Origin of the sequence: Stutzerimonas stutzeri (genome assembly GCF_000590475.1) — a bacterium.
Classification (GTDB): domain Bacteria; phylum Pseudomonadota; class Gammaproteobacteria; order Pseudomonadales; family Pseudomonadaceae; genus Stutzerimonas; species Stutzerimonas stutzeri_D.
Genome location: NZ_CP007441.1, coordinates 2,207,625 through 2,225,829, shown reverse-complemented (window position 1 = coordinate 2,225,829; position 18,205 = coordinate 2,207,625). Strand labels below are relative to the sequence as shown.

Below are 18,205 nucleotides of genomic sequence, written 5' to 3'. Positions count from 1 at the left end.
GCACAGGCACCCGCTTTGGGCCGATTTCCGGGACCTCTCCGGCCGCCATTATCGATCCAGAGCGCACAGACGCTTGTGGGTCTTGGATCTGCGCCATTGGTCTGAGCCGTCTCCTAGGCATCCGCTGCCCTTGGCCCTTACGCGCCGCGCTGATCCACCACTGGACCGGTTTGCGGATCGACTGATTCAAGCGGCACGCAACTAATCCTCACATCCGTTCCAAAACAGCACGTGCCTGCAAGCTCGGCCATGGCCTGCGGCACACACTCCTCCTCGCCCACTCCACGAATCACGAGGAACACGTCATGGCCTTCGCCAAAGCTGAACCCGGCAAAACCCTGCTGGATGTCACCAACCACACCCTGATCATGATCGACCATCAATCGCAGATGGCCTTCGCCACCAAGTCGATCGACGCCGTGTCGCTGCGCAACAACGCCGCGTTGGTCGCCAAGGCCGCTCGGGAGTTCAAGGTATCGACCATCCTCACCACGGTCGCCGAGAAGAGCTTTTCCGGTCCGATCTTCGACGAGATCAAATCGGTCTTTCCGGAAAAGCACGTGATCGACCGCACCACCATGAACACGTGGGAAGACGGACGGATTTCCGAGGAAGTGAATGCCTTCGGCAAGCCCAAGATCGTTCTTGCCGGTCTCTGGACCTCGGTATGCATCGTCGGCCCAGCACTCTCGGCACTGGACCAGGGCTTCGAGGTGTACGTGATCGCCGACGCCTGCGGCGACGTGTCCACCGAAGCCCACGACATGGCCATGCAGCGCATGATCCAGCTCGGCGCACGGCCGATGACTTCACTCCAGTACCTGCTCGAACTGCAACGTGACTGGGCCCGCGGCGAGACCTACGACGAGACAGTCAAGACCGCCATCTCGAACGGCGGCGCCTACGGCCTCGGCCTGATCTACGCCAAGAGCATGTTCAACGCCTCCGAAGGCCATTGAGCGGCAGCCCGACCCGCCAGACGGGTTGGGCTACTTCCCGTACAACCGACGAACCTTCGGAGCACGGCATGAACCTTCGTTCGACCGACGCGGCATTGCTGTTTCTGCGCCTGACCGGCTCGGCCCTGCTGCTCGTTGTGCACGGCCTGCCCAAGCTACTCGACTACACCCATGAATTGACGCTCATCGAGGACCCGCTCGGGCTCGGTGCGCCGCTGACGCTGTCTCTGGCGATCTTCGCCGAGGTGGTCTGCCCGCTGCTGATCATGCTTGGCCTTTTTACCCGCGCGGCATGTGTACCGATTCTTGTGCTGTTGCTGGTTTCGCTGCTGTTGGTTCATCCGCAGTGGACCCTGGCCGAGGGTCAGTTCGGCTGGCTGCTGATGATTCTGTTCACCACCGTGCTACTCGCCGGCCCCGGACGCTATGCCGTACGCCTGCGCTTGGCGGCGCGTCACCCCTTGTTTGCTTGACCGAAATGGAGCTTCACCGATGAAACCGACCACATAGCTGCTTGGCGCCCTCGTCATGAGCAGCTCGCTCGCCACGTTCGCCGCCGGCAGCCCTGGCGTAGAACACCAAACCCAAGCCTTTCTCGACGCCCTCGCCAGCGGCGGGGGTCAGCCGCTGGAAACCCTCTCGCCGAAGGATGCCCGAGCGGTACTGACCGGCGCGCAGGCAGGCAGTCAGGTCGACACTTCCGGCGTCGCCGTTGAAGGCAAAACCATCAAGGTCGACGGCCAATCGATCAAGCTCACCATTGTCCGGCCCGAAGGCGCGTCGGGCACGCTGCCCGCCTTCATGTTCTTCCACGGCGGCGGCTGGGTGCTCGGCGATTACCCGACCCACGCACGACTGATTCGCGACCTGGTTGTCAATTCAGGTGCCGCGGCCGTCTATGTCGATTACACCCCGTCGCCCGAGGCGCGCTACCCCACCGCGATCAACCAGGCTTACGCCGCGACCCGCTGGGTGGCTGAGCACGGCAAGGAAATCAACGTCGATGGCAAGCGGTTGGCCGTCGCCGGCAACAGCGTCGGCGGCAACATGACCGCGGTGGTGGCGTTGATGGCCAAGGAAAAAGGTACGCCTGCGCTGAAATTCCAGCTTCTGCTGTGGCCTGTCACCGACGCCAACTTCAACAACGCTTCCTACAACCAGTTCCCCCAAGGCCACTTCCTCACCAAGCCGATGATGGAGTGGTTCTGGAACAGCTACACCACCGACGCGACCGAGCGCGCGCAGATCCACGCCTCGCCGCTGCGGGCCACTCCCGAACAACTGAGCGGACTGCCACCGGCACTGGTGCAGACCGCCGAGTTCGATGTGCTACGCGATGAAGGCGAAGCCTATGCACGCAAGCTGGACGCCGCCAGCGTGCCGGTTACCTCGGTGCGCTACAACGGGATGATTCACGACTTCGGCCTGCTCAACGTCTTGGCCACAGCGCCCGAAGTGCAGCTGGCCATGCGTCAGGCCGGTGATGCCCTGCGCCAACATCTGAAGTAAACCTGATCCGGGCGGACCGCTTGCCGCGGCTCGCCTGGCCTTTCGAACTGGCAGGAGTATCTCGGCATGAGTGATTCCACTGTGGAAGCTTGCGACTTGAGTGCTTCAGAGGCGCAAGACCTGGTCACGCTACTGGTGCGCCATCGCGTCCAGCCCGGCCGGCATAGCGACTACGAACGCTGGCTGCGCCGTACCGTCAGCACCGCCGCCGGCTATCCCGGCCACCTCGGGGTAGACGTGATTCGCAGCGAAGCCGACGGCAGCCACCTGTTCACTTCGGTGCTGCGCTTCGCCAGCCCCGCGCAATTGCAGACCTGGCTCGAATCCGATGACCGCCGACAGCTCATCACCGAGGTCGGCCCGTTGCTGGCCGATGGCGACGTCACGGAGATCAACCGGGCCCGTGAATTCTGGTTCAACCCGACAGACAGCGACTTCGTGCCGCCACGCTGGAAGCAAGCCTGTATCACCTTCATGGTCATCCTTCCGCTGAGCCTGCTGGTTCCGTCCCTATGGCAACCGGCGTTCGCCGCCCTGCCTTGGCTAGGCGGCTACGTTGCCAGCAACGTCGTGATTACGCTGAGCATCGTGCTGCTCGTCGTCTACCTGTTCATGCCTCGCGTCACCCGCTGGTTCGCCGGTTGGCTGAACGCGCATTGAGGAGTTCCATCAGGATGCCGCAGCCACCCTTCGACCCAGACCGCCGCCGCTTTATTGCCACCGGCTCGCTGCTTGGCGCGGCCGGCGCGCTCTGGTCTTCCTTGCCATTTGCTGGCACTGCCGCCGGCACAACTCACTTCGCTGCTGGAGCGCATATGAACGCAGATCTGATTCTTTACAACGGCCGCATCCACACCGTCGACCCTGAAAAACCTCGGGTCAGCGCCGTGGCGGTCGAAAGCGGCAAGTTCGTCGCCGTCGGCAGCGACACCGAGGTCATGGCGCTACGTCGGGCCGGTACTCGGATGGTCGACTTGCAAAAACGCACCGTCGTTCCAGGGCTGATCGACTCGCACCTGCATCTGATTCGCGGCGGGCTGAACTACAACCTCGAACTGCGTTGGGAAGGCGTACCGTCGCTGGCTGACGCGCTGCGCATGCTGAAAGCGCAGGCCGAGCGCACGCCGTCGCCGCAGTGGGTGCGCGTGGTTGGCGGCTGGAACGAATTCCAGTTCGCCGAGCGGCGCATGCCTACGCTCGAGGAGATCAACCAGGCGGCGCCGGACACCCCGGTGTTCATCTTGCACCTCTATGATCGCGCCCTGCTCAACCGCGCCGCGCTGCGGGTGGTGGGCTACGACCGCAACACGCCGAACCCGCCCGGCGGCGAGATCGTCCGCGACGGCTCCGGCAACCCCACCGGTATGCTGATCGCCCGACCGAACGCGATGCTGCTCTACTCCACCCTGGCCAAGGGGCCGAAGCTGCCGCTGGAATACCAGGTCAACTCGACCCGGCAGTTCATGCGCGAGCTCAACCGCCTCGGTGTGACCAGCGCCATCGATGCCGGCGGCGGCTTCCAGAACTACCCGGACGACTACGAGGTGATCGAGCAGCTCGCCAGCGAAGGACAACTGAGCGTGCGCATCGCCTACAACCTGTTCACCCAGAAGCCCAAGGAAGAGATCGAGGATTTCAAGCGCTGGACCGGGTCGGTCACCTATGGCCAGGGCAGCGACTTCTTCCGTCACAACGGTGCGGGCGAGATGCTGGTGTTCTCAGCCGCCGATTTCGAGGACTTCCTCGAGCCGCGCCCGGACCTGGCGCCGAGCATGGAGGACGAACTGGAGCCGGTGGTGCGCCTGCTGGTAGAAAATCGCTGGCCGTTCCGCCTGCACGCCACCTACGACGAATCCATCAGCCGCATGCTCGATGTCTTCGAAAAGGTCGACCGCGACATGCCGTTCAATGGCCTGCCCTGGTTCTTCGACCACGCCGAGACCATCAGCCCGCGCAACATCGAGCGCGTGCGTGCACTTGGCGGTGGCATCGCCATCCAGGACCGCATGGCCTTCCAGGGCGAGTATTTCGTCGATCGCTACGGCGCCAAAGCCGCCGAGCAGACCCCACCGATCCAGCGCATGCTCGCCGAAGGTGTGCCGGTCGGCGCTGGCACCGATGCCACCCGAGTCTCCAGCTACAACCCTTGGACCTCCTTGTACTGGCTCGTCAGCGGCAAGACGGTCGGCGGCATGGAGCTGTATCCGCAAGGCCTCTCGCGAGACATCGCACTGCAGCTGTTCACCCACGGCAGCGCCTGGTTCTCCAACGAACAAGGCAAGAAGGGTCAGATCAAGGTGGGTCAGCTGGCCGACCTGGTCGCGCTCTCGGCGGATTTTTTCAGCGTCGAGGAAGAGCAAATCAAATGGCTCGAATCAGTGCTGACTGTGGTCGACGGCAAGATCGTCTATGGCGCGGGCGAGTTCGATCAACTGGCGCCGCCGTCCCTGCCGGTGCTGCCGGACTGGTCACCGGTAGCCCTGGTGCCGGGCCACTGGAAGCCCACCGCGCCGCTCGCGGCTCAGGTGCATCAATGCAGCGGCCCTTGTGCGGTACATAGCCACAGTCATGAACGGGCACGTCTGTCCAAGGTCCCTGTCAGTGACTTCCAAGAGTTCTGGGGCTCCTTCGGCTGTTCCTGCTTCGCCTTCTAACGTTGGTTTAGTGCCCACTGCGCGCTGGAGCCATCCCGCGCGCAGCGTTTCGTCGTCCTCCAGGCCGGCCCGCTTGCTATGCTTGCGCATTCCGGGCGATGCCAGCCGACGAACGCAGCCACATGAAGCGTATAGCGATCCTTCTTTTTGACGACGTCTTGTCGCTGGATATCTTCGGCCCTGCCGATGTGTTTTCGATCGCCAACCGATACCTCGCCCCCACCGATCACTACCAGTTGTGCACCATCGGCGTGGTTACGGCCGAAGTTCGGGCCTCCAACGGCATCCGCCTGCTTGCTGATCACACCCTCGAGAACCTCCCCGACCCCATCGACCTTTTGCTTGTGCCAGGTGGGCCAGGCGCTTACAACGGTGACCATTCGGCGTGGCAACCCTGGCTGCAGCAGGCCTGTACGGCCGTCAGCAGCTTCGGTTCGGTATGTACCGGCGCGTTCATTCTTGGCGCGGCGGGCCTGCTGGATGGCTGCCAGGTCGCTACGCACTGGAATTACAACGAGCGACTCGCGCAGCGCTTCCCGCGCGCACGAGTGGAAACCGACCGGATCTATGTGCGTGACGGCAAGCTGATTACCTCTGGCGGCGTCACGGCAGGCATCGACATGGCGCTGGCCATCATCGAGGAGGATCACGGCAAGCCCGTTGCGGTCAACGTGGCCAAGGTGTTGTTGGTGGCGATGAAGCGTCAGGGTGGTCAGGCCCAGTTCAGCCCGCTGCTAGCCGAAGTCGCCAGGGAGGGTTCACCGGTCGCGCGCGCACATCAACATGCGCTGGACAATCTCGAGCAGGAACTCAGCGTCGACAGCCTGGCCTTGGTCGCCGGCCTCAGCCCTCGCCATTTCGCCCGCACCTTTTCCGGTGAGACCGGGATGACGCCGATGGATTTCGTCCATAGCGCACGTGTCGACCGTGCCCGGCAGTTGCTAGAAAGCAGCGATCTGCCGCTCAAGACGATCGCCTATCGTTGCGGGTTTCGCAGCGTGCGCTGCATGCGCATCCAGTTTTGCGAACGTCTCGGCTTGACCCCGGCGCAGTATCGCCACCAGTTCGGCTGAGCTGTCCGTATCCGGCCCCACCATGTCCGTGTACGTCCCTACCCTGCCGTTTGCCGAGTCGTACGATGACGCCATCATTGACCCTGCTTCGGAATGCCGAGTCAGTCGTTCGGCCGGGTTTATAACGCCTCGTTCAGGGCGTGCCCCGCCAGATGTAAGGCCCGTAGCGCCATCTCAGACACAGGGAGACGCATCGGATGAGCAGCCATTCACCCGCACGAGTTTCAGCATCAGGTTCAGGTCGCAATGATCGCTTATCGGTCTGGCAGGAAGAACGCGCCAAAGCATTGATCGAGGCCAGCCTCGGCAGCAGCCTGTCGATTGCGCAATTGGCTCGCGAATGCGCCCAATCGCGCTGTCACTTCTCACGCGCTTTTCAGGGCACCACCGGCCTGTCGCCGCAGCAATGGCTGACCCGCAGACGTATCGAGCGAGCACAACAGCTGTTACTTGGCGACAGCCTGCTCACGCGGATCGCCCAGGATTGCGGGTTCGCCGATCAAGCGCACTTCTCACGTGTATTTCGCCGCCTGGTTGGTAGCGCGCCAAGCCAATGGCGGCTCTCCGTGCTGCAAGACAACCGGATCGCGAACAAGCGGCCCGGCCAGCGCGCCGTCAACGTGCCGGCCGAAGACCGCTACCGCGCTACTTGCCGATAAGGGTGAAGTAGCTGGTCATCAGGTTGCGGTAGTTGGGGATGTGGTTGGACAGCAGGCTGCCCAGCCCCTCGATGTCGTTGCGCCAGTCGCGGTGCAGCTCGCAGGCAACCGAGAACCAGTTCATCAACTGCGCACCCGAAGCGCTCATGCGCGCCCAGGCCGCCTGCTGCACGGTCTTGTCGAAGGTGCCGGAGGCATCGGTGACAACGAACACTTCGAAGCCTTCGGCGATTGCCGACAGGGTCGGGAACGCGACGCACACATCGGTGACCACGCCGGCGATGATCAGCTGCTTGCGGCCGGTACGCTTGATCGCTGCGACGAAGTCCTCGTTGTCCCAGGCGTTGATCTGGCCGGGCCGGGCTACATAGGGCGCATCCGGGAACATCTCTTTAAGCTCGGGCACGAGCGGGCCGTTGGGGCCTTGCTCGAAGCTGGTGGTGAGGATGGTTGGCAGTTCGAAGAACTTGGCGCAAGCGGCCAGGGCCAGCACGTTGTTCTTGAAGTCGCTCGGGGTGAAGTCCTGAACGAGGGAGATCAAGCCGGCCTGATGGTCGACCAGCAGTACGACGGCATCGTCCTTGTTCAAGCGATTGTAGGGTTTGCTCATGGGTATCTCCTTACTTGGGATGGGTCAGCCGCGCGGCGCGGCCAACATGTGGCGAATCTGAATGGATGTGTTCGGGTTCTGAAAACGACGTGCTTCAGCCTCGATACGTTGTTCAGCGCGGGTTACCCGACCGTGGTGACGCAGGTGCTCGAGCCAGGACTCGTCGAAGAAGAACTCCTGCCAGCGCCGCGGGTCTTCGCTGTCTTGCACCAGGCCCCAGGAAAACGCGCCGTTTCGTGTTCGCATACGCCGCACGTCCTGCATGGCGTGGCGGAAGGCACCGGCATCGGCGGGCGCGATGCAGTAATCGAGGGTGATCATCACCGGGCCGCGTTCCTGGTCGAGCGCGTCGTCGAGTAGCGGCGTTGGCCAGTGCAACGAGGGCGCCAGGTCATCGGCCTCAGTGGCAGGTAGCGGGAAGTGCCAGCGTGCCAACACGCCGAGGATCAGCAGCCCTCCACCACCGGCAAAGGCGGCGGTCAGTGAAAAATGGCTGGCCACGGCGCCCCAGGCGAGGCCGCCCAGCGCTGAACTGCCGAAGAACACCAGGATGTACACCGACAGTGCACGGGCGCGAACCCATGCCGGCACGGAGGTCTGCGCGGCCAATTGCAGGCTCGACAGCACGGCGATCCAGGCCATGCCGCTGATCAGCATCAGCGGCGCAAGACCCACCAGCGAGCGGATCCAGGCCAGGCCCAGCAAGACGCAGGCATAAGCCAGGCTGGCGAACAGCACGATCTGGTCGCCGCTGTAGCGCGCCCGCAGCTTGGAAAGAAACACCGCACCGATCACCGCGCCGAGCCCTACACAGCCGAGCAGTGCGCCGTAATCCAGCGCCGTGCCGCCGAGCGCCTGGCGAACCAGCACCGGCAGCAGCGCCATGCCCGCGGAGGCGCCGATGAAAAATGCGGCGGTCCGCACCAACACCGCCTGTAACGCGTTGGAGCTGCGCGCATAGCGCATACCGGCCCGCATCGCACCGAACAACCGCTCGGCGGGCAGCACCGACTCGCGCGGCGCACGGCGCCAGGCCAGCAGCGCGCCGATTACCGCAAAAAACGATACCGCGTTGAGCGCAAAGGTCAGCCAAGGGCCGCTCAGGCTGACCAGCACACCGGCAATCGCCGGGCCGATCGCCCTCGCCACGTTGACACCGAGGCTCGACAGCGCGACCGCCGCCGGCAGCGACTGGCGATCAACGAGCTCCGGCGCCAGCGCGGACCATGCCGGCATCATCAGCGCAGTGCCGATTCCCATCGAGAAGGTCAGCACCAGCAGCAGCGTCACGCTCATCAACCCGCCCAGCGTCAGCATGGCCAGCAGCAATGCGGTGGTCGCCATCCACAGCTGGACCGCGAGTAGATAGCGACGTTTGTCGACGATGTCGGCCAGGGCGCCGGCTGGCAGCGCCAGCATGAAAACCGGCAGCGCACCGGCGACCTGCACCAGCGCAACAGCCAGCGGGCTAGCGGACAGCGAGGTCATCAGCCAGCCGGCACCGACCTCGTGCATCCAGGTGCCGATGTTGGAGGCGATGCTCGCCAGCCACAGCCAGCGAAACACCTTGACCCGCAACGGCTGCCATGGCGAAGCCGTCGTACTGCGCACCTGGTCCATGGCCGGTCAGCTCGCGACGAACGCGAGCAGGTCTTCGTTGAGTTGCTGCGCATGAGTCACGGCAAAGCCATGCGGGGCGCCTTCATACACTTTCAGTTGCGCGCCCTCGACCATGTCCGCGGCGAGCTTGCCGGTGGTTTCGAACGGGACGATCTGGTCGGCATCGCCGTGAATGACCAGCAGCGGTACGTCGACCTTGGCCATGTCCTGGCGGAAATCGGTCTCGGAGAATGCCGTCACGCAGTCCAACGTGCCTTTGAGGGAGGCCATCAGCGCGATGTTCAGGGTCTGTGTCAGTACGCCGTCGGACACCTGCTGGCCCTGGTTGATGCCATAGAAGGCCGGCGCGAAATCGGTGATGAACTGCGCCCGATCCTTAAGCAGCCCGTCCTTGATGCCCGCGAACACTGACGCATCAACGCCCTGTGGGAAGTCGGCGCTTTGGCCGAAGATCGGGGTCACCGCGCCGAGCAGCGCCAGCTTGGCGACACGCGCCGTACCGTGACGACCGATGTAACGAGTGACATCGCCGCCGCCCATGGAGAAGCCCACCAGCGTCACGTCGCGCAGGTCGAGGTGCTCGATCAGCTGGGCGATGTCATCGGCGAAGGTGTCGTAGTCGTAGCCGTTCCACGGCTGGCTGGAGCGGCCGAACCCGCGGCGGTCGAAGGCGATGGTGCGATAGCCACGGCTGCTCAGGTACTCCATCTGGTATTCCCACATGTCGGCATCTAGCGGCCAACCGTGGCTGAACAGCACCGGCTTGCCGGTACCCCAGTCTTTGAAATAGATCTCGGTGCCATCACGGGTTACGAACGTGCTCATGAGGAATCTCTGGGTCGGTGGAATAGGTCCTCACTATCGGCGTAACGACGTATGCGGGATTGCACGCATGTGCTGCTTTGCATCCGGTACTTGCCGCAGCGCTCCGGAGCCAGGCAGGCCGCTGACTCCGAGCAGGCGCTTGCCGGCTCGGCGGGATCTTGTCACGAGCACACCGCGTCAAAGCGGCGGGAAAAGACGCGGCTAGGCGGCGAGCCCAGCCACAAAAGTGCGGTTTCAGATGGTGTGCTGACTGAACCGTCAGGCCGGTGCAGCCATGGATTGGCGAATGTGTTCACGCAACCAGGTTTCGGCCGGGTCGCTGTCGTAGGCACCGCCCCAGGCCATAGACAGCTCGGCCCTGTTGACCTCGAAGGGTGTGTCGTCTGCACGCAAGCTGCCATCCTCGGCAAGGATGCACGCCGCGTAGTCGGGCACGGTAGCGATCATTTCAGTGTTACGCAGCAGTGCGCGCAGGCTGCCGAATTGCGGAACGGCGAGCACCACCCGTCGACTGCGACCGAGGCATGCCAGGTCCAGGTCGATGTTGCCCGACAGATCGCCCGAGAAAGACACCAGCGCGTGCGGCCGTGCGCAGTATTCGTCGAGGGTCAGCGGGCCCGGACGTAGATCGCCACGCAGCACCTTGACGCCGATGTCGCGCAGCTTCCTGCGCTTGGCGTTGGCAGGCAGATCGGTCGTGTAGCTGACGCCGACCGATATCTCGCCGGTTGAAAGCAATGCAGGCATCAGCAGGTAGTTGGCGCGCCGCACCACCACCACGATATTTGGCGCCTCCTGCTGCAGCGTCGCCAGCAGCTGCGGAAACAGACCGAACTCGGCATCGTCGGACAGCCCCAGGCGAAACACATTGGTGCTGGTCGCCGGCTCGAACGCCTTGGCCCGACTGACCGCCGAGGAAATGGTATCCAGCGCCGGGCGCAGCTCTTCGTAGATGTGCAGCGCCCGCGCGGTTGGCTCCATCTGCCGGCCGCTGCGAATCAACAATGGATCATCGAACAGGTCACGCAAGCGACTCAATGCGGCGCTCACGGTCGACTGCGTGATGAACAGCTTTTCACCCACCCGGGTCAGGTTTCGCTCGTTCATCAGGGCTTCGAAAATTACCAGCAGGCTCATGTCCAGGTGGCGCAGTTCGCTTCTGTTCATCGGTCGTCCAGGTATGCGGCTGGTCCTGTCATTCGAGCACACCGATAAGGGCATCCCTTGAATATTTGTGCTCATTTGCACCCCGGCCATGGTCGCGGTTGAGACGGTCAGATTTCTCAACTAGGGTGCCTGTTGGTAGCGATCAGAAAGCACGTACATGAGTGAAAGAAAGCGGGTAACGGCATGATTCGGCTAGGTGAAGCATGGGTATCCGTAGAGCGGCGCGAGGTGTTTCGCGAGGGCGCATCGGTGCGCCTCGGTAGCCGCGCGTTCGACATTCTCGAATCATTGCTGGCGGCCCCTAATCGGCTGGTGACCAAGGAGGAGCTGATCGACGCCGCCTGGCCCAACACCGTGGTCGAAGAAAACAATCTGCAGGTGCAGATCTCAACGCTGCGAAAGGCGCTCGGTCTCGATCGCAATCTGCTGGAAACCGTACCGCGCCGTGGCTATCGATTGAATTTGCTGCACTCGGTGCAATGCGGCCCGGCGGCAACGGTCAACGCTTCGAGCAACACAGCCACAACCCCACCAGTCACTGCAGACGTGCATGTGATCGATGACGAGCCAGCGGTCCGTGCCGCCCTGGTGCGCCAGTTGCGTGCCGCCGGCATTTCCGCCACCAGCCATGCCTCGGCCGAGGCCTTCATGCGGGTCTGTAACTTCGATGCGCCAGGCTGTTTGCTACTCGATGTGCGGTTAAGCGAAGGCAGCGGGTTTGATTTGCAGCAAGAGCTCGTCCGGCGCGACGCGCCCTTCCCGATCCTGTTCATGACCGGCTACGGCACCATCGAATTGTCGGTTCGCGCGATGAAGGCAGGTGCCGAAGGGTTTCTCACCAAGCCGATCGGCGAAGCGCAGCTGCTCGATGCAGTACGCGAAGCAATGTCACGGGCACGTCTGCGCCACGCTCAGAGCCTGCAACTGACATCGCTACGCGCCTGCTTCGCGACCCTGAGTGAACGGGAGAAACAGGTATTTCTGGGCCTCATTGCGGGCCAACTGAACAAGGAGATCGCCGCCCGACTCAGCCTGCAGGAAGTGACGGTCAAGGTGCATAAAAAGCACGTCATGACAAAACTCGGGGCGCGCACTCTGGTAGACCTGGTTCGGGTGGGTCGCGTGCTGCAGTTGCTCTCGGACACCGTCCCCTACGTCCAGACGGCCTGATCGCACAATGCGGATCTTTGCCCCCTGTCCGCTCCCTGTCGAAGGCCGAACATGCCAGCCGTTTGTGTCGTGGATGATGCGCGCTCCATCCGCAAGAGTGTCGCCAATTTGCTGAAATCGGCCGGTTACGAGCCGGTCTGCTTCGAGTCTGGCGATCTGTTCCTGGCTTCGCCCTGGAGGCAACGAGCCGCCTGTGTGCTTCTTGATCTGTGGATGCCCGGTATGCACGGCCAAGATGTGCTGGCTGTGCTGCGTGCCTCCGGCGACAGCGTGCCGGTGATCTGCATGTCGGCGCACGCCAGCGAAACGATGATTGGCCAAGCGCTGGCCGGTGGCGCCGTGCAATTGCTGAAAAAGCCGTTCACCGCCGACGCGCTGATCGAGGCACTGGCGAACATCTTGAAGGAGCGCCCATGAACGCACCGACGCAACCGTCTTCCGCCGCGCCACTCGCAGCGCCGACGCGTATGCCGACGCGTATGCCGAGCTTTGACGACGCCTGGCTGGCCCGTCTGCAGTGGCAGGCAATCGATGGTTGTTGTGAGCTGACCCGTTGGCGTGCCCATGATGCGTCTGTCGGACGTGGCTGGTTGATGCTACGTGCCAATCAGCAGGCGTCCCTTTGGGGGTTGGCCCGACTCGACCGGGAGTACGCAATCGGCCCACGACTGCAGCCCAGCTGGGCCGTGATACCACTGGCGCGCCTGAGCATGCCGGACGGACCCGTACTGGTCTTGGATGATGACGACGGCGTACCGCTGTCGGCCCTCACGAGCACAACGCTTTCAGTCGACCGCTTCCTCCAGCTGGCCATCGCGGCGTGCGTCGCACTGGCCCAGGCGCATCGCCAAGGATTGGTTCATCGGGATATCCGCCCGCATAATCTGATACTCGGAAACGACAACACGGTGAAGCTGACCGGTTTCGCGTTCGCCGCGCTGAGCGACGAGTCGCCGGACGAAGGCTTGCCACGCTCCGAGAACAGCCTTCCGTACCTCGCGCCGGAACAGGCCGGCCGCTCAGCGCAGGCATCCTCGCCGCTCGGCGACCTGTATGCATTGGGCATCAGTCTTTTCGAATTGCTTGCCGGGCAAAAACCGTTCAGCGCGCAAAATCCGATGCAATGGCTGCACCAGCACCGTGCGGTCCAGGCGCCGTCCGTTTCAGCATCGCGGCCGGGAATACCCGCAGCAATTGATGACCTGCTGCTGGCCCTGTTGGACAAGCAGCCCAGCAGGCGGCCGGCTAGTGCGGACAGCGTGGCGTCCGAGCTTCAGCGCTGCCTGAGCGAATGGCAGGAAACCGGCAGTGTGCATCGAGCACTACCCCGTTCGCGCGATGCTGACGCTGCGCTGGTCGGACGCAGCGTCGAGCTGACCAGCCTACAGGCGGCACAGGCCCGCTTGAGTCGCGGGCAAGGCGGCGTCGTGCTCCTCCATGGCGAGGCAGGCATCGGCAAGACTTCGCTGGTGCGTCAGTGGCGCGCCAGTCTGGACAGCGAAACCATCGCGTTCGCCGGAGGCAAATGCGAGCAGTCTCGCCATCGTTTGCCCTACGCGGCCCTCTCCACCGCGCTCGGTTCTCTGTTCGCGCATTTGGCAGGCGGTACGCCGGAAGCCGTACGCCACTGGGGCGAGCAGCTGCGCGCAGCCGTCGGCGAGCACGGCGACATGCTTGCGCGGGTCATACCCGAGCTCGAGTGGTTGACCGGTAACCTGCCGCCCGGGAGCAACTGCCCGCCGGTCAGTGAAGCCCGCCGACACTTGCACGGGATGATCCAGCGGGTGTTAGCCGTGCTAGCCACCGATCGCCGACCGCTGGTGCTGTTTCTCGATGACGTTCAATGGATAGACGGCGAATCTCAGGGCTTTCTCAGCGAATTGTCACCGCACAACTTCGACCATCTGCTGCTGATCCTGGCCTACCGCGACAGCGGCGAACCGAGCGGCTTCGACACGACCGCACCCCATAGCCGTTGGTACACGCTGGCGCCGAGAACGCTGGATATCGCCCTGCAACCGTTGACGCCGCGCGACGTCAACCAACTGCTGCAACGCACGCTCGCACTGCAGCCGCAGGAGCATCAGCTCCTGGCCGGCCGTTTGTGCCGGCGGGGCAATGGCAACCCACTCTATGTCACCCAGTTCGTAGCCATGTTGCGTGACTCTGCGAGGCCGTGCGTGGCGGCCAACCAGGTCCCGCTACTAAGCGATGTGGCAGCGCTGATGGAATCACGACTGGAACAGCTTCCATCGACCACGCGCGAGGCTCTTGGCGCGCTTGCGATTCTCAATAACCCCACCCCGCTAGACAGCCTTGCGACCGTCTGCCGAGTCGATGTACCGCAGCTGCTCAACCGGCTGCGCCCGGCGTTTAAAGCCGGCCTGATCAACGAGCACCGCGAGGGGCTGTCATTCAGCCATGACGTCGTTTGGGAGTCGATACTGGCGCGCATCCCCTGCGTCAGCGAAACGCGAATGCGGGTGGAATTCGCTCATGCGCTGCTGAACCGAATGTCTGCTGACTCCGACGCGGAGGCGGTGTTCTGGGTCGCCGCGCATGTCCTGCGCGCGGCGGATCTGCCGATGGACGACACACAGAAAACGGCCTTTCGCGAACTGCTGATTCGCGCGGCGCGTCTGGCACTGGCCTCTGCAGCTGCCCAGACCGCGCTCGAATACCTGACCGAGGCCGAACGGATGGTGGAACCGGGTAGCGCAGAGGGCCGCCAAGTGGCATTGCTGCTCGCGCAGTGCCTGATTCTGAGTGCGGACTTGGCCGCCGCCGACCAGCAAATCGCTCGCCTTCTGGTCAGTACCGACGATCCACTGGAGCGCGCTGAGTTCTACCGCCTGCGGTGTGAAATTCATTCGCTGCGAGGCGATTATCGCAGCGCCGTCGGCACGGTAATCGAAGGCCTGGCCCTGTTCGACGCCGCCGTGCCGCACGCGCCCACCGCGCAACAGGCCGAAGACGCATGGCAGGCCTTGCAGAAAGCGTTGGGCGGGCGCCCTGCCGCCCTGTTCACCGAATTGCTCCCTATTACTGACGCCCACTCCCACGCAGCACTCGAATTGCTCGCAGCACTGATGATTCCCGGCTCGTTCGTGCAGCCGAACCTGTTGCTGCTGGCCAGCAGCCGTATCGCCCTGCTCACCCTGCATCACGGCATGAGTTCGGCAGGCGTGCTTGGCCTTGCCTGGCTCGGGGTCATCAGTGCCGACCGGTTCGAGCGCTATTCCGAAGGTCTGGAATACACCAGCGCGGCGCATGCCATCGCGAACAAGCCGGGCTATTCCGGCAACCGTACGGCGGTTCTGGTAGCGCTGGACCAGGTCAGTGTCTGGACCAAGCCACTGCCGTTCGCTCTCGAATGTGCCGAGGCGGCATACCGCACCAGCATCGACCAGGGTTCGCCAACCTTCGCCTGCTATGCGAACAACCACATCGTCTCCGACCTGCTGGTAATGGGGGCGCCCATCGAGCGCATGCTCCGGCACATCGACGCGGGGCTGGCGCTGGCCGGCGACCTGGAATTTCAGGACGCGCAAACCATCCTGCATACCCAGGCACGCTATATCCGCCGTCTGGCCGGTGACGGCGCAGGTAGCGTGCCGATACCGACCGATGAGGAACTGGCGCAGCGGGTGGCTGACAGCCAGATGGGCCCGCTGCGCTTCTGGTGGTCACTGTTCGAGGGGCTGATCCGCCTGCTCGAAGGCGACGCCGAAGCGGCTGCGGTGCAGCTCGACAAGGCATGGACATTGGTCTGGTCCGCACCAGCGCATATTCACCTTATCGATCTGGCGCTGTTCACCGTTCTCAACCGCGCCGCGCTGCAGACCTCGACCGGACAGCCGCAGTCGTTCGACCAGCCGATGCATATGCTGCGTCTGTGGGCCGCGCTTAACCCACGCTATTTTGGTGACCGCCTGGCGCTTGCGGAGGCAGAGCTCTTACGCCTGCAAGGTCGGCCGCTGGACGCTCTGCAGCGTTACGACGAGGCGATCAGCAAGGCCGAGCAATGCGCTGCGGTCCATCTTCAGGGGCTCTGTCACGAATTCGCGGCGCGCTGCAATGCCGACCTCGGTTTGACGACCAGCGCCCGGAACCATTTACATCAGGCCCGTGATGCCTGGCGTCGCTGGGGCGCTCATACGCTGGCCAAACAGCTCGAGGCCGAGCACTCGTTCCTTTCTCAACCAGTCCTCGGGCCGATCACGGGCCGCACGTTGCCGGGCGGAGCACAGCTGGACATGCTGTCCATCACTCGCGCGTGCCAGGCGCTGTCCCGCGAAATAGAACCCGATACGCTGGTCTGCACCCTGCTTGAAAATGCGGCCGTCCATGCCGGCGCCACCTACGCTGCGCTGCTGCTGCAGGAAGGTGGCGTCCTGCGTGTCGAGGCGGTGGGCCAGACCAGGGACAACGGCGTCGGCATCGCCCTTCGCCCGAACACTCTTGCGGCCGAAGCCGCGCCACTGAGCCTCGCGCTACGGGTCATGGGCTGTGGCGAGCCGATGGTCATCAACGGTGCCGAGGCGCTACGTCGCTTCGGCGAGGACCGCTACCTGTCCGATGTCGAGAATGGCTCGTTGCTGTGCCTGCCGCTGCTCCAGCGCAACGCCGTAGTCGGCGTGCTGTACCTCGAGAATCGCCTGGCATCGGGGGCCTTCGATCCCACACGTGTCGATGTGCTGCAGCTGCTCGCGGCACAGGCGGCGATATCGCTGAGCACCGCACGGCTGTATACGGACCTACTCGCGGAAAACCAGCGACGCCGCGAAAGCGAGGGCACCCTTCGGCGCACCCAAGCGCTCCTGGCTATTGGTCAGGAAGTCAGTCGCTACGGCACTTTTGTCTGGAAATACCAGAGTGATCGCTCGTTCTGGACTCAGCGGCTGCTTAACGAACTCGGGCTTGCCGTGCCGAAAGACGACAACTACCGGCACGATCCTGCGGTCCTCGTGCATGCCGAAGACCGTCCCCTGTTCCTCCACGCCCTGGAAGCGGCGACGATCCGCCTAGATGCCTTTCGACTCGAGTTCCGGACGGTCTCGCTCGACGGCTTACCGCGGCATCTCGAGCTGGCCGCCGAGCCGGACGGCACCGACGCGTTCATCGGCGTGATACTGGACACCACCGAACGGCGCCAGACCGAAACCGCATTGCGGGCGGCACGGGCCGAAATGGACCGCACTTCGCAGGCGACCATGCTCGGCGAACTGGCCGCGTCGATCGCCCACGAGATCAACCAGCCGCTGGCCTCGATTCTCTCCAATGCCGGTGCCAGCATCCGCTGGCTAGAGCGGCCGCAGCCGGAGCTCGGCGAAGCGCTGGAGGGTTTGCATGACATTCACACCGAAGGCCAGCGCGCCGCGGATATCGTCCGTGCCATGCGAGCCCTGGCCCGACAGGCCCCAACGTTGCGCAAGCCGATCGCCCTTGATCGAGTCATTCGCCAGGTGCTGGCGGTAACACGCCCCGACCTGGACGACCGGCGCATCAGCGTCATGTTGCAGATTGGGTCTGGAAGCTCGAGAAGCCTCGTTGAAGGCGACACGGTTCAGTTGCAGCAAGTCATCCGCAATCTGATAACCAATGCCGCCGAAGCCATGCAGGCGCTGCCTCCGCGCACCCGCTGCCTGGGCATCCAGATGCAAGTTGCAGCCGAGGAGATGCTGGTGATGGTCGAGGACTCCGGCCCTGGAGTACCTCTCGACAAACAGGGCCGGATCTTCGAGACATTCTTCAGCACCAAGGCGACCGGTATGGGCATGGGCCTGTCGATTTGCTCGTCGATCATTGCCGCTCACGGCGGCAGGCTTGGTTTCACACAGGGACGTAACGACAGGAGCCTGTTCTATTTCACCCTACCCCTCTATCGACCCGCCTGACCTCTTAAGTTCTTTTAAGGAAAAGCAAAGGACTCGCCTGTAGTGCCAGCCGCAAGCTGTCT

General features: G+C 63.6%; 14 protein-coding genes. 10 read left to right on the top strand and 4 right to left on the bottom strand.

Features of this window, described 5'->3' with window-relative positions; all coding sequences use genetic code 11:
• The first annotated feature begins 305 nt into the window (after nucleotides 1-305).
• The 7 genes from CH92_RS10385 (at nucleotide 306) to CH92_RS10355 (ending at nucleotide 6,854) form a co-directional block, all read left to right on the top strand.
• Nucleotides 306-959: a hydrolase gene (locus CH92_RS10385; RefSeq protein ID WP_025241711.1), complete on the top strand. Its 654-nt coding sequence runs from the start codon at nucleotides 306-308 to the stop codon at nucleotides 957-959.
• 68 nt (nucleotides 960-1,027) lie between these two features.
• A complete protein-coding gene (locus tag CH92_RS10380) occupies nucleotides 1,028-1,432 on the top strand; it encodes a DoxX family protein (protein ID WP_025241710.1) in 405 nt (134 codons plus the stop codon).
• Between the two features lie 55 nt (nucleotides 1,433-1,487).
• On the top strand, nucleotides 1,488-2,468 hold the full coding sequence (locus CH92_RS10375; RefSeq protein ID WP_051517557.1) for an alpha/beta hydrolase: 981 nt from the start codon (nucleotides 1,488-1,490) through the stop codon (nucleotides 2,466-2,468).
• Between the two features lie 66 nt (nucleotides 2,469-2,534).
• On the top strand, nucleotides 2,535-3,128 hold the full coding sequence (locus tag CH92_RS10370; protein WP_051517556.1) for an antibiotic biosynthesis monooxygenase: 594 nt from the start codon (nucleotides 2,535-2,537) through the stop codon (nucleotides 3,126-3,128).
• 14 nt (nucleotides 3,129-3,142) lie between these two features.
• Nucleotides 3,143-5,122 (top strand): amidohydrolase, encoded by a 1,980-nt coding sequence (locus tag CH92_RS10365; RefSeq protein WP_025241708.1) that lies wholly within the window; start codon nucleotides 3,143-3,145, stop codon nucleotides 5,120-5,122.
• Nucleotides 5,123-5,244: 122 nt separating this feature from the next.
• A complete protein-coding gene (locus CH92_RS10360; RefSeq protein WP_025241707.1) occupies nucleotides 5,245-6,195 on the top strand; it encodes a GlxA family transcriptional regulator in 951 nt (316 codons plus the stop codon).
• 197 nt (nucleotides 6,196-6,392) lie between these two features.
• Nucleotides 6,393-6,854 (top strand): helix-turn-helix domain-containing protein, encoded by a 462-nt coding sequence (locus tag CH92_RS10355; RefSeq protein ID WP_025241706.1) that lies wholly within the window; start codon nucleotides 6,393-6,395, stop codon nucleotides 6,852-6,854.
• On the opposite strand, the gene ycaC is transcribed toward CH92_RS10355, so the two are convergent.
• The 4 genes from ycaC to CH92_RS10335 form a co-directional block, all read right to left on the bottom strand.
• Nucleotides 6,841-7,464 (bottom strand): isochorismate family cysteine hydrolase YcaC, encoded by a 624-nt coding sequence (gene ycaC / locus CH92_RS10350; RefSeq protein ID WP_025241705.1) that lies wholly within the window; start codon nucleotides 7,462-7,464, stop codon nucleotides 6,841-6,843. The two genes, CH92_RS10355 and ycaC, sit on opposite strands and share 14 nt — an antisense overlap.
• A gap of 24 nt (nucleotides 7,465-7,488) precedes the next feature.
• Entirely contained in the window at nucleotides 7,489-9,084 is a 1,596-nt protein-coding gene (locus CH92_RS10345) for an MFS transporter (RefSeq protein WP_038622960.1), read from the bottom strand.
• A 6-nt stretch (nucleotides 9,085-9,090) separates the two neighbouring features.
• Nucleotides 9,091-9,909, bottom strand: a complete 819-nt coding sequence (locus CH92_RS10340) for an alpha/beta fold hydrolase (protein ID WP_025241703.1) — start codon at nucleotides 9,907-9,909, stop codon at nucleotides 9,091-9,093.
• A 258-nt stretch (nucleotides 9,910-10,167) separates the two neighbouring features.
• Nucleotides 10,168-11,076 (bottom strand): LysR family transcriptional regulator, encoded by a 909-nt coding sequence (locus CH92_RS10335; protein WP_025241702.1) that lies wholly within the window; start codon nucleotides 11,074-11,076, stop codon nucleotides 10,168-10,170.
• 183 nt (nucleotides 11,077-11,259) lie between these two features.
• Here CH92_RS10335 and CH92_RS10330 point away from each other — a divergent pair, with 183 nt between their 5' ends.
• The 3 genes from CH92_RS10330 to CH92_RS10320 are packed head-to-tail and all read left to right on the top strand — an operon-like array spanning nucleotide 11,260 to nucleotide 18,143.
• Nucleotides 11,260-12,246 carry a response regulator gene (locus CH92_RS10330; RefSeq protein ID WP_025241701.1) on the top strand — a complete coding sequence of 329 codons (987 nt, stop codon included), beginning with the start codon at nucleotides 11,260-11,262 and terminating at the stop codon, nucleotides 12,244-12,246.
• A 51-nt stretch (nucleotides 12,247-12,297) separates the two neighbouring features.
• A complete protein-coding gene (locus CH92_RS10325; RefSeq protein WP_025241700.1) occupies nucleotides 12,298-12,663 on the top strand; it encodes a response regulator transcription factor in 366 nt (121 codons plus the stop codon).
• Nucleotides 12,660-18,143, top strand: coding sequence for an ATP-binding sensor histidine kinase (locus CH92_RS10320; protein WP_025241699.1), 5,484 nt, complete (start codon nucleotides 12,660-12,662; stop codon nucleotides 18,141-18,143). The genes CH92_RS10325 and CH92_RS10320 overlap by 4 nt, the downstream gene beginning before the upstream one ends.
• Nucleotides 18,144-18,205 lie beyond the last annotated feature (62 nt).

What these genes read in the sequence shown, in the direction of transcription:
- CH92_RS10385 (WP_025241711.1), top strand. Translation starts at nt 306, where the DNA reads ATGGCCTTCGCCAAAGCTGAACCCGGCAAAACCCTGCTGGATGTCACC.
- CH92_RS10380 (WP_025241710.1), top strand. Translation starts at nt 1,028, where the DNA reads ATGAACCTTCGTTCGACCGACGCGGCATTGCTGTTTCTGCGCCTGACC.
- CH92_RS10375 (WP_051517557.1), top strand. Translation starts at nt 1,488, where the DNA reads ATGAGCAGCTCGCTCGCCACGTTCGCCGCCGGCAGCCCTGGCGTAGAA.
- CH92_RS10370 (WP_051517556.1), top strand. Translation starts at nt 2,535, where the DNA reads ATGAGTGATTCCACTGTGGAAGCTTGCGACTTGAGTGCTTCAGAGGCG.
- CH92_RS10365 (WP_025241708.1), top strand. Translation starts at nt 3,143, where the DNA reads ATGCCGCAGCCACCCTTCGACCCAGACCGCCGCCGCTTTATTGCCACC.
- CH92_RS10360 (WP_025241707.1), top strand. Translation starts at nt 5,245, where the DNA reads ATGAAGCGTATAGCGATCCTTCTTTTTGACGACGTCTTGTCGCTGGAT.
- CH92_RS10355 (WP_025241706.1), top strand. Translation starts at nt 6,393, where the DNA reads ATGAGCAGCCATTCACCCGCACGAGTTTCAGCATCAGGTTCAGGTCGC.
- ycaC (WP_025241705.1), bottom strand. Translation starts at nt 7,464, where the DNA reads ATGAGCAAACCCTACAATCGCTTGAACAAGGACGATGCCGTCGTACTG.
- CH92_RS10345 (WP_038622960.1), bottom strand. Translation starts at nt 9,084, where the DNA reads ATGGACCAGGTGCGCAGTACGACGGCTTCGCCATGGCAGCCGTTGCGG.
- CH92_RS10340 (WP_025241703.1), bottom strand. Translation starts at nt 9,909, where the DNA reads ATGAGCACGTTCGTAACCCGTGATGGCACCGAGATCTATTTCAAAGAC.
- CH92_RS10335 (WP_025241702.1), bottom strand. Translation starts at nt 11,076, where the DNA reads ATGAACAGAAGCGAACTGCGCCACCTGGACATGAGCCTGCTGGTAATT.
- CH92_RS10330 (WP_025241701.1), top strand. Translation starts at nt 11,260, where the DNA reads ATGATTCGGCTAGGTGAAGCATGGGTATCCGTAGAGCGGCGCGAGGTG.
- CH92_RS10325 (WP_025241700.1), top strand. Translation starts at nt 12,298, where the DNA reads ATGCCAGCCGTTTGTGTCGTGGATGATGCGCGCTCCATCCGCAAGAGT.
- CH92_RS10320 (WP_025241699.1), top strand. Translation starts at nt 12,660, where the DNA reads ATGAACGCACCGACGCAACCGTCTTCCGCCGCGCCACTCGCAGCGCCG.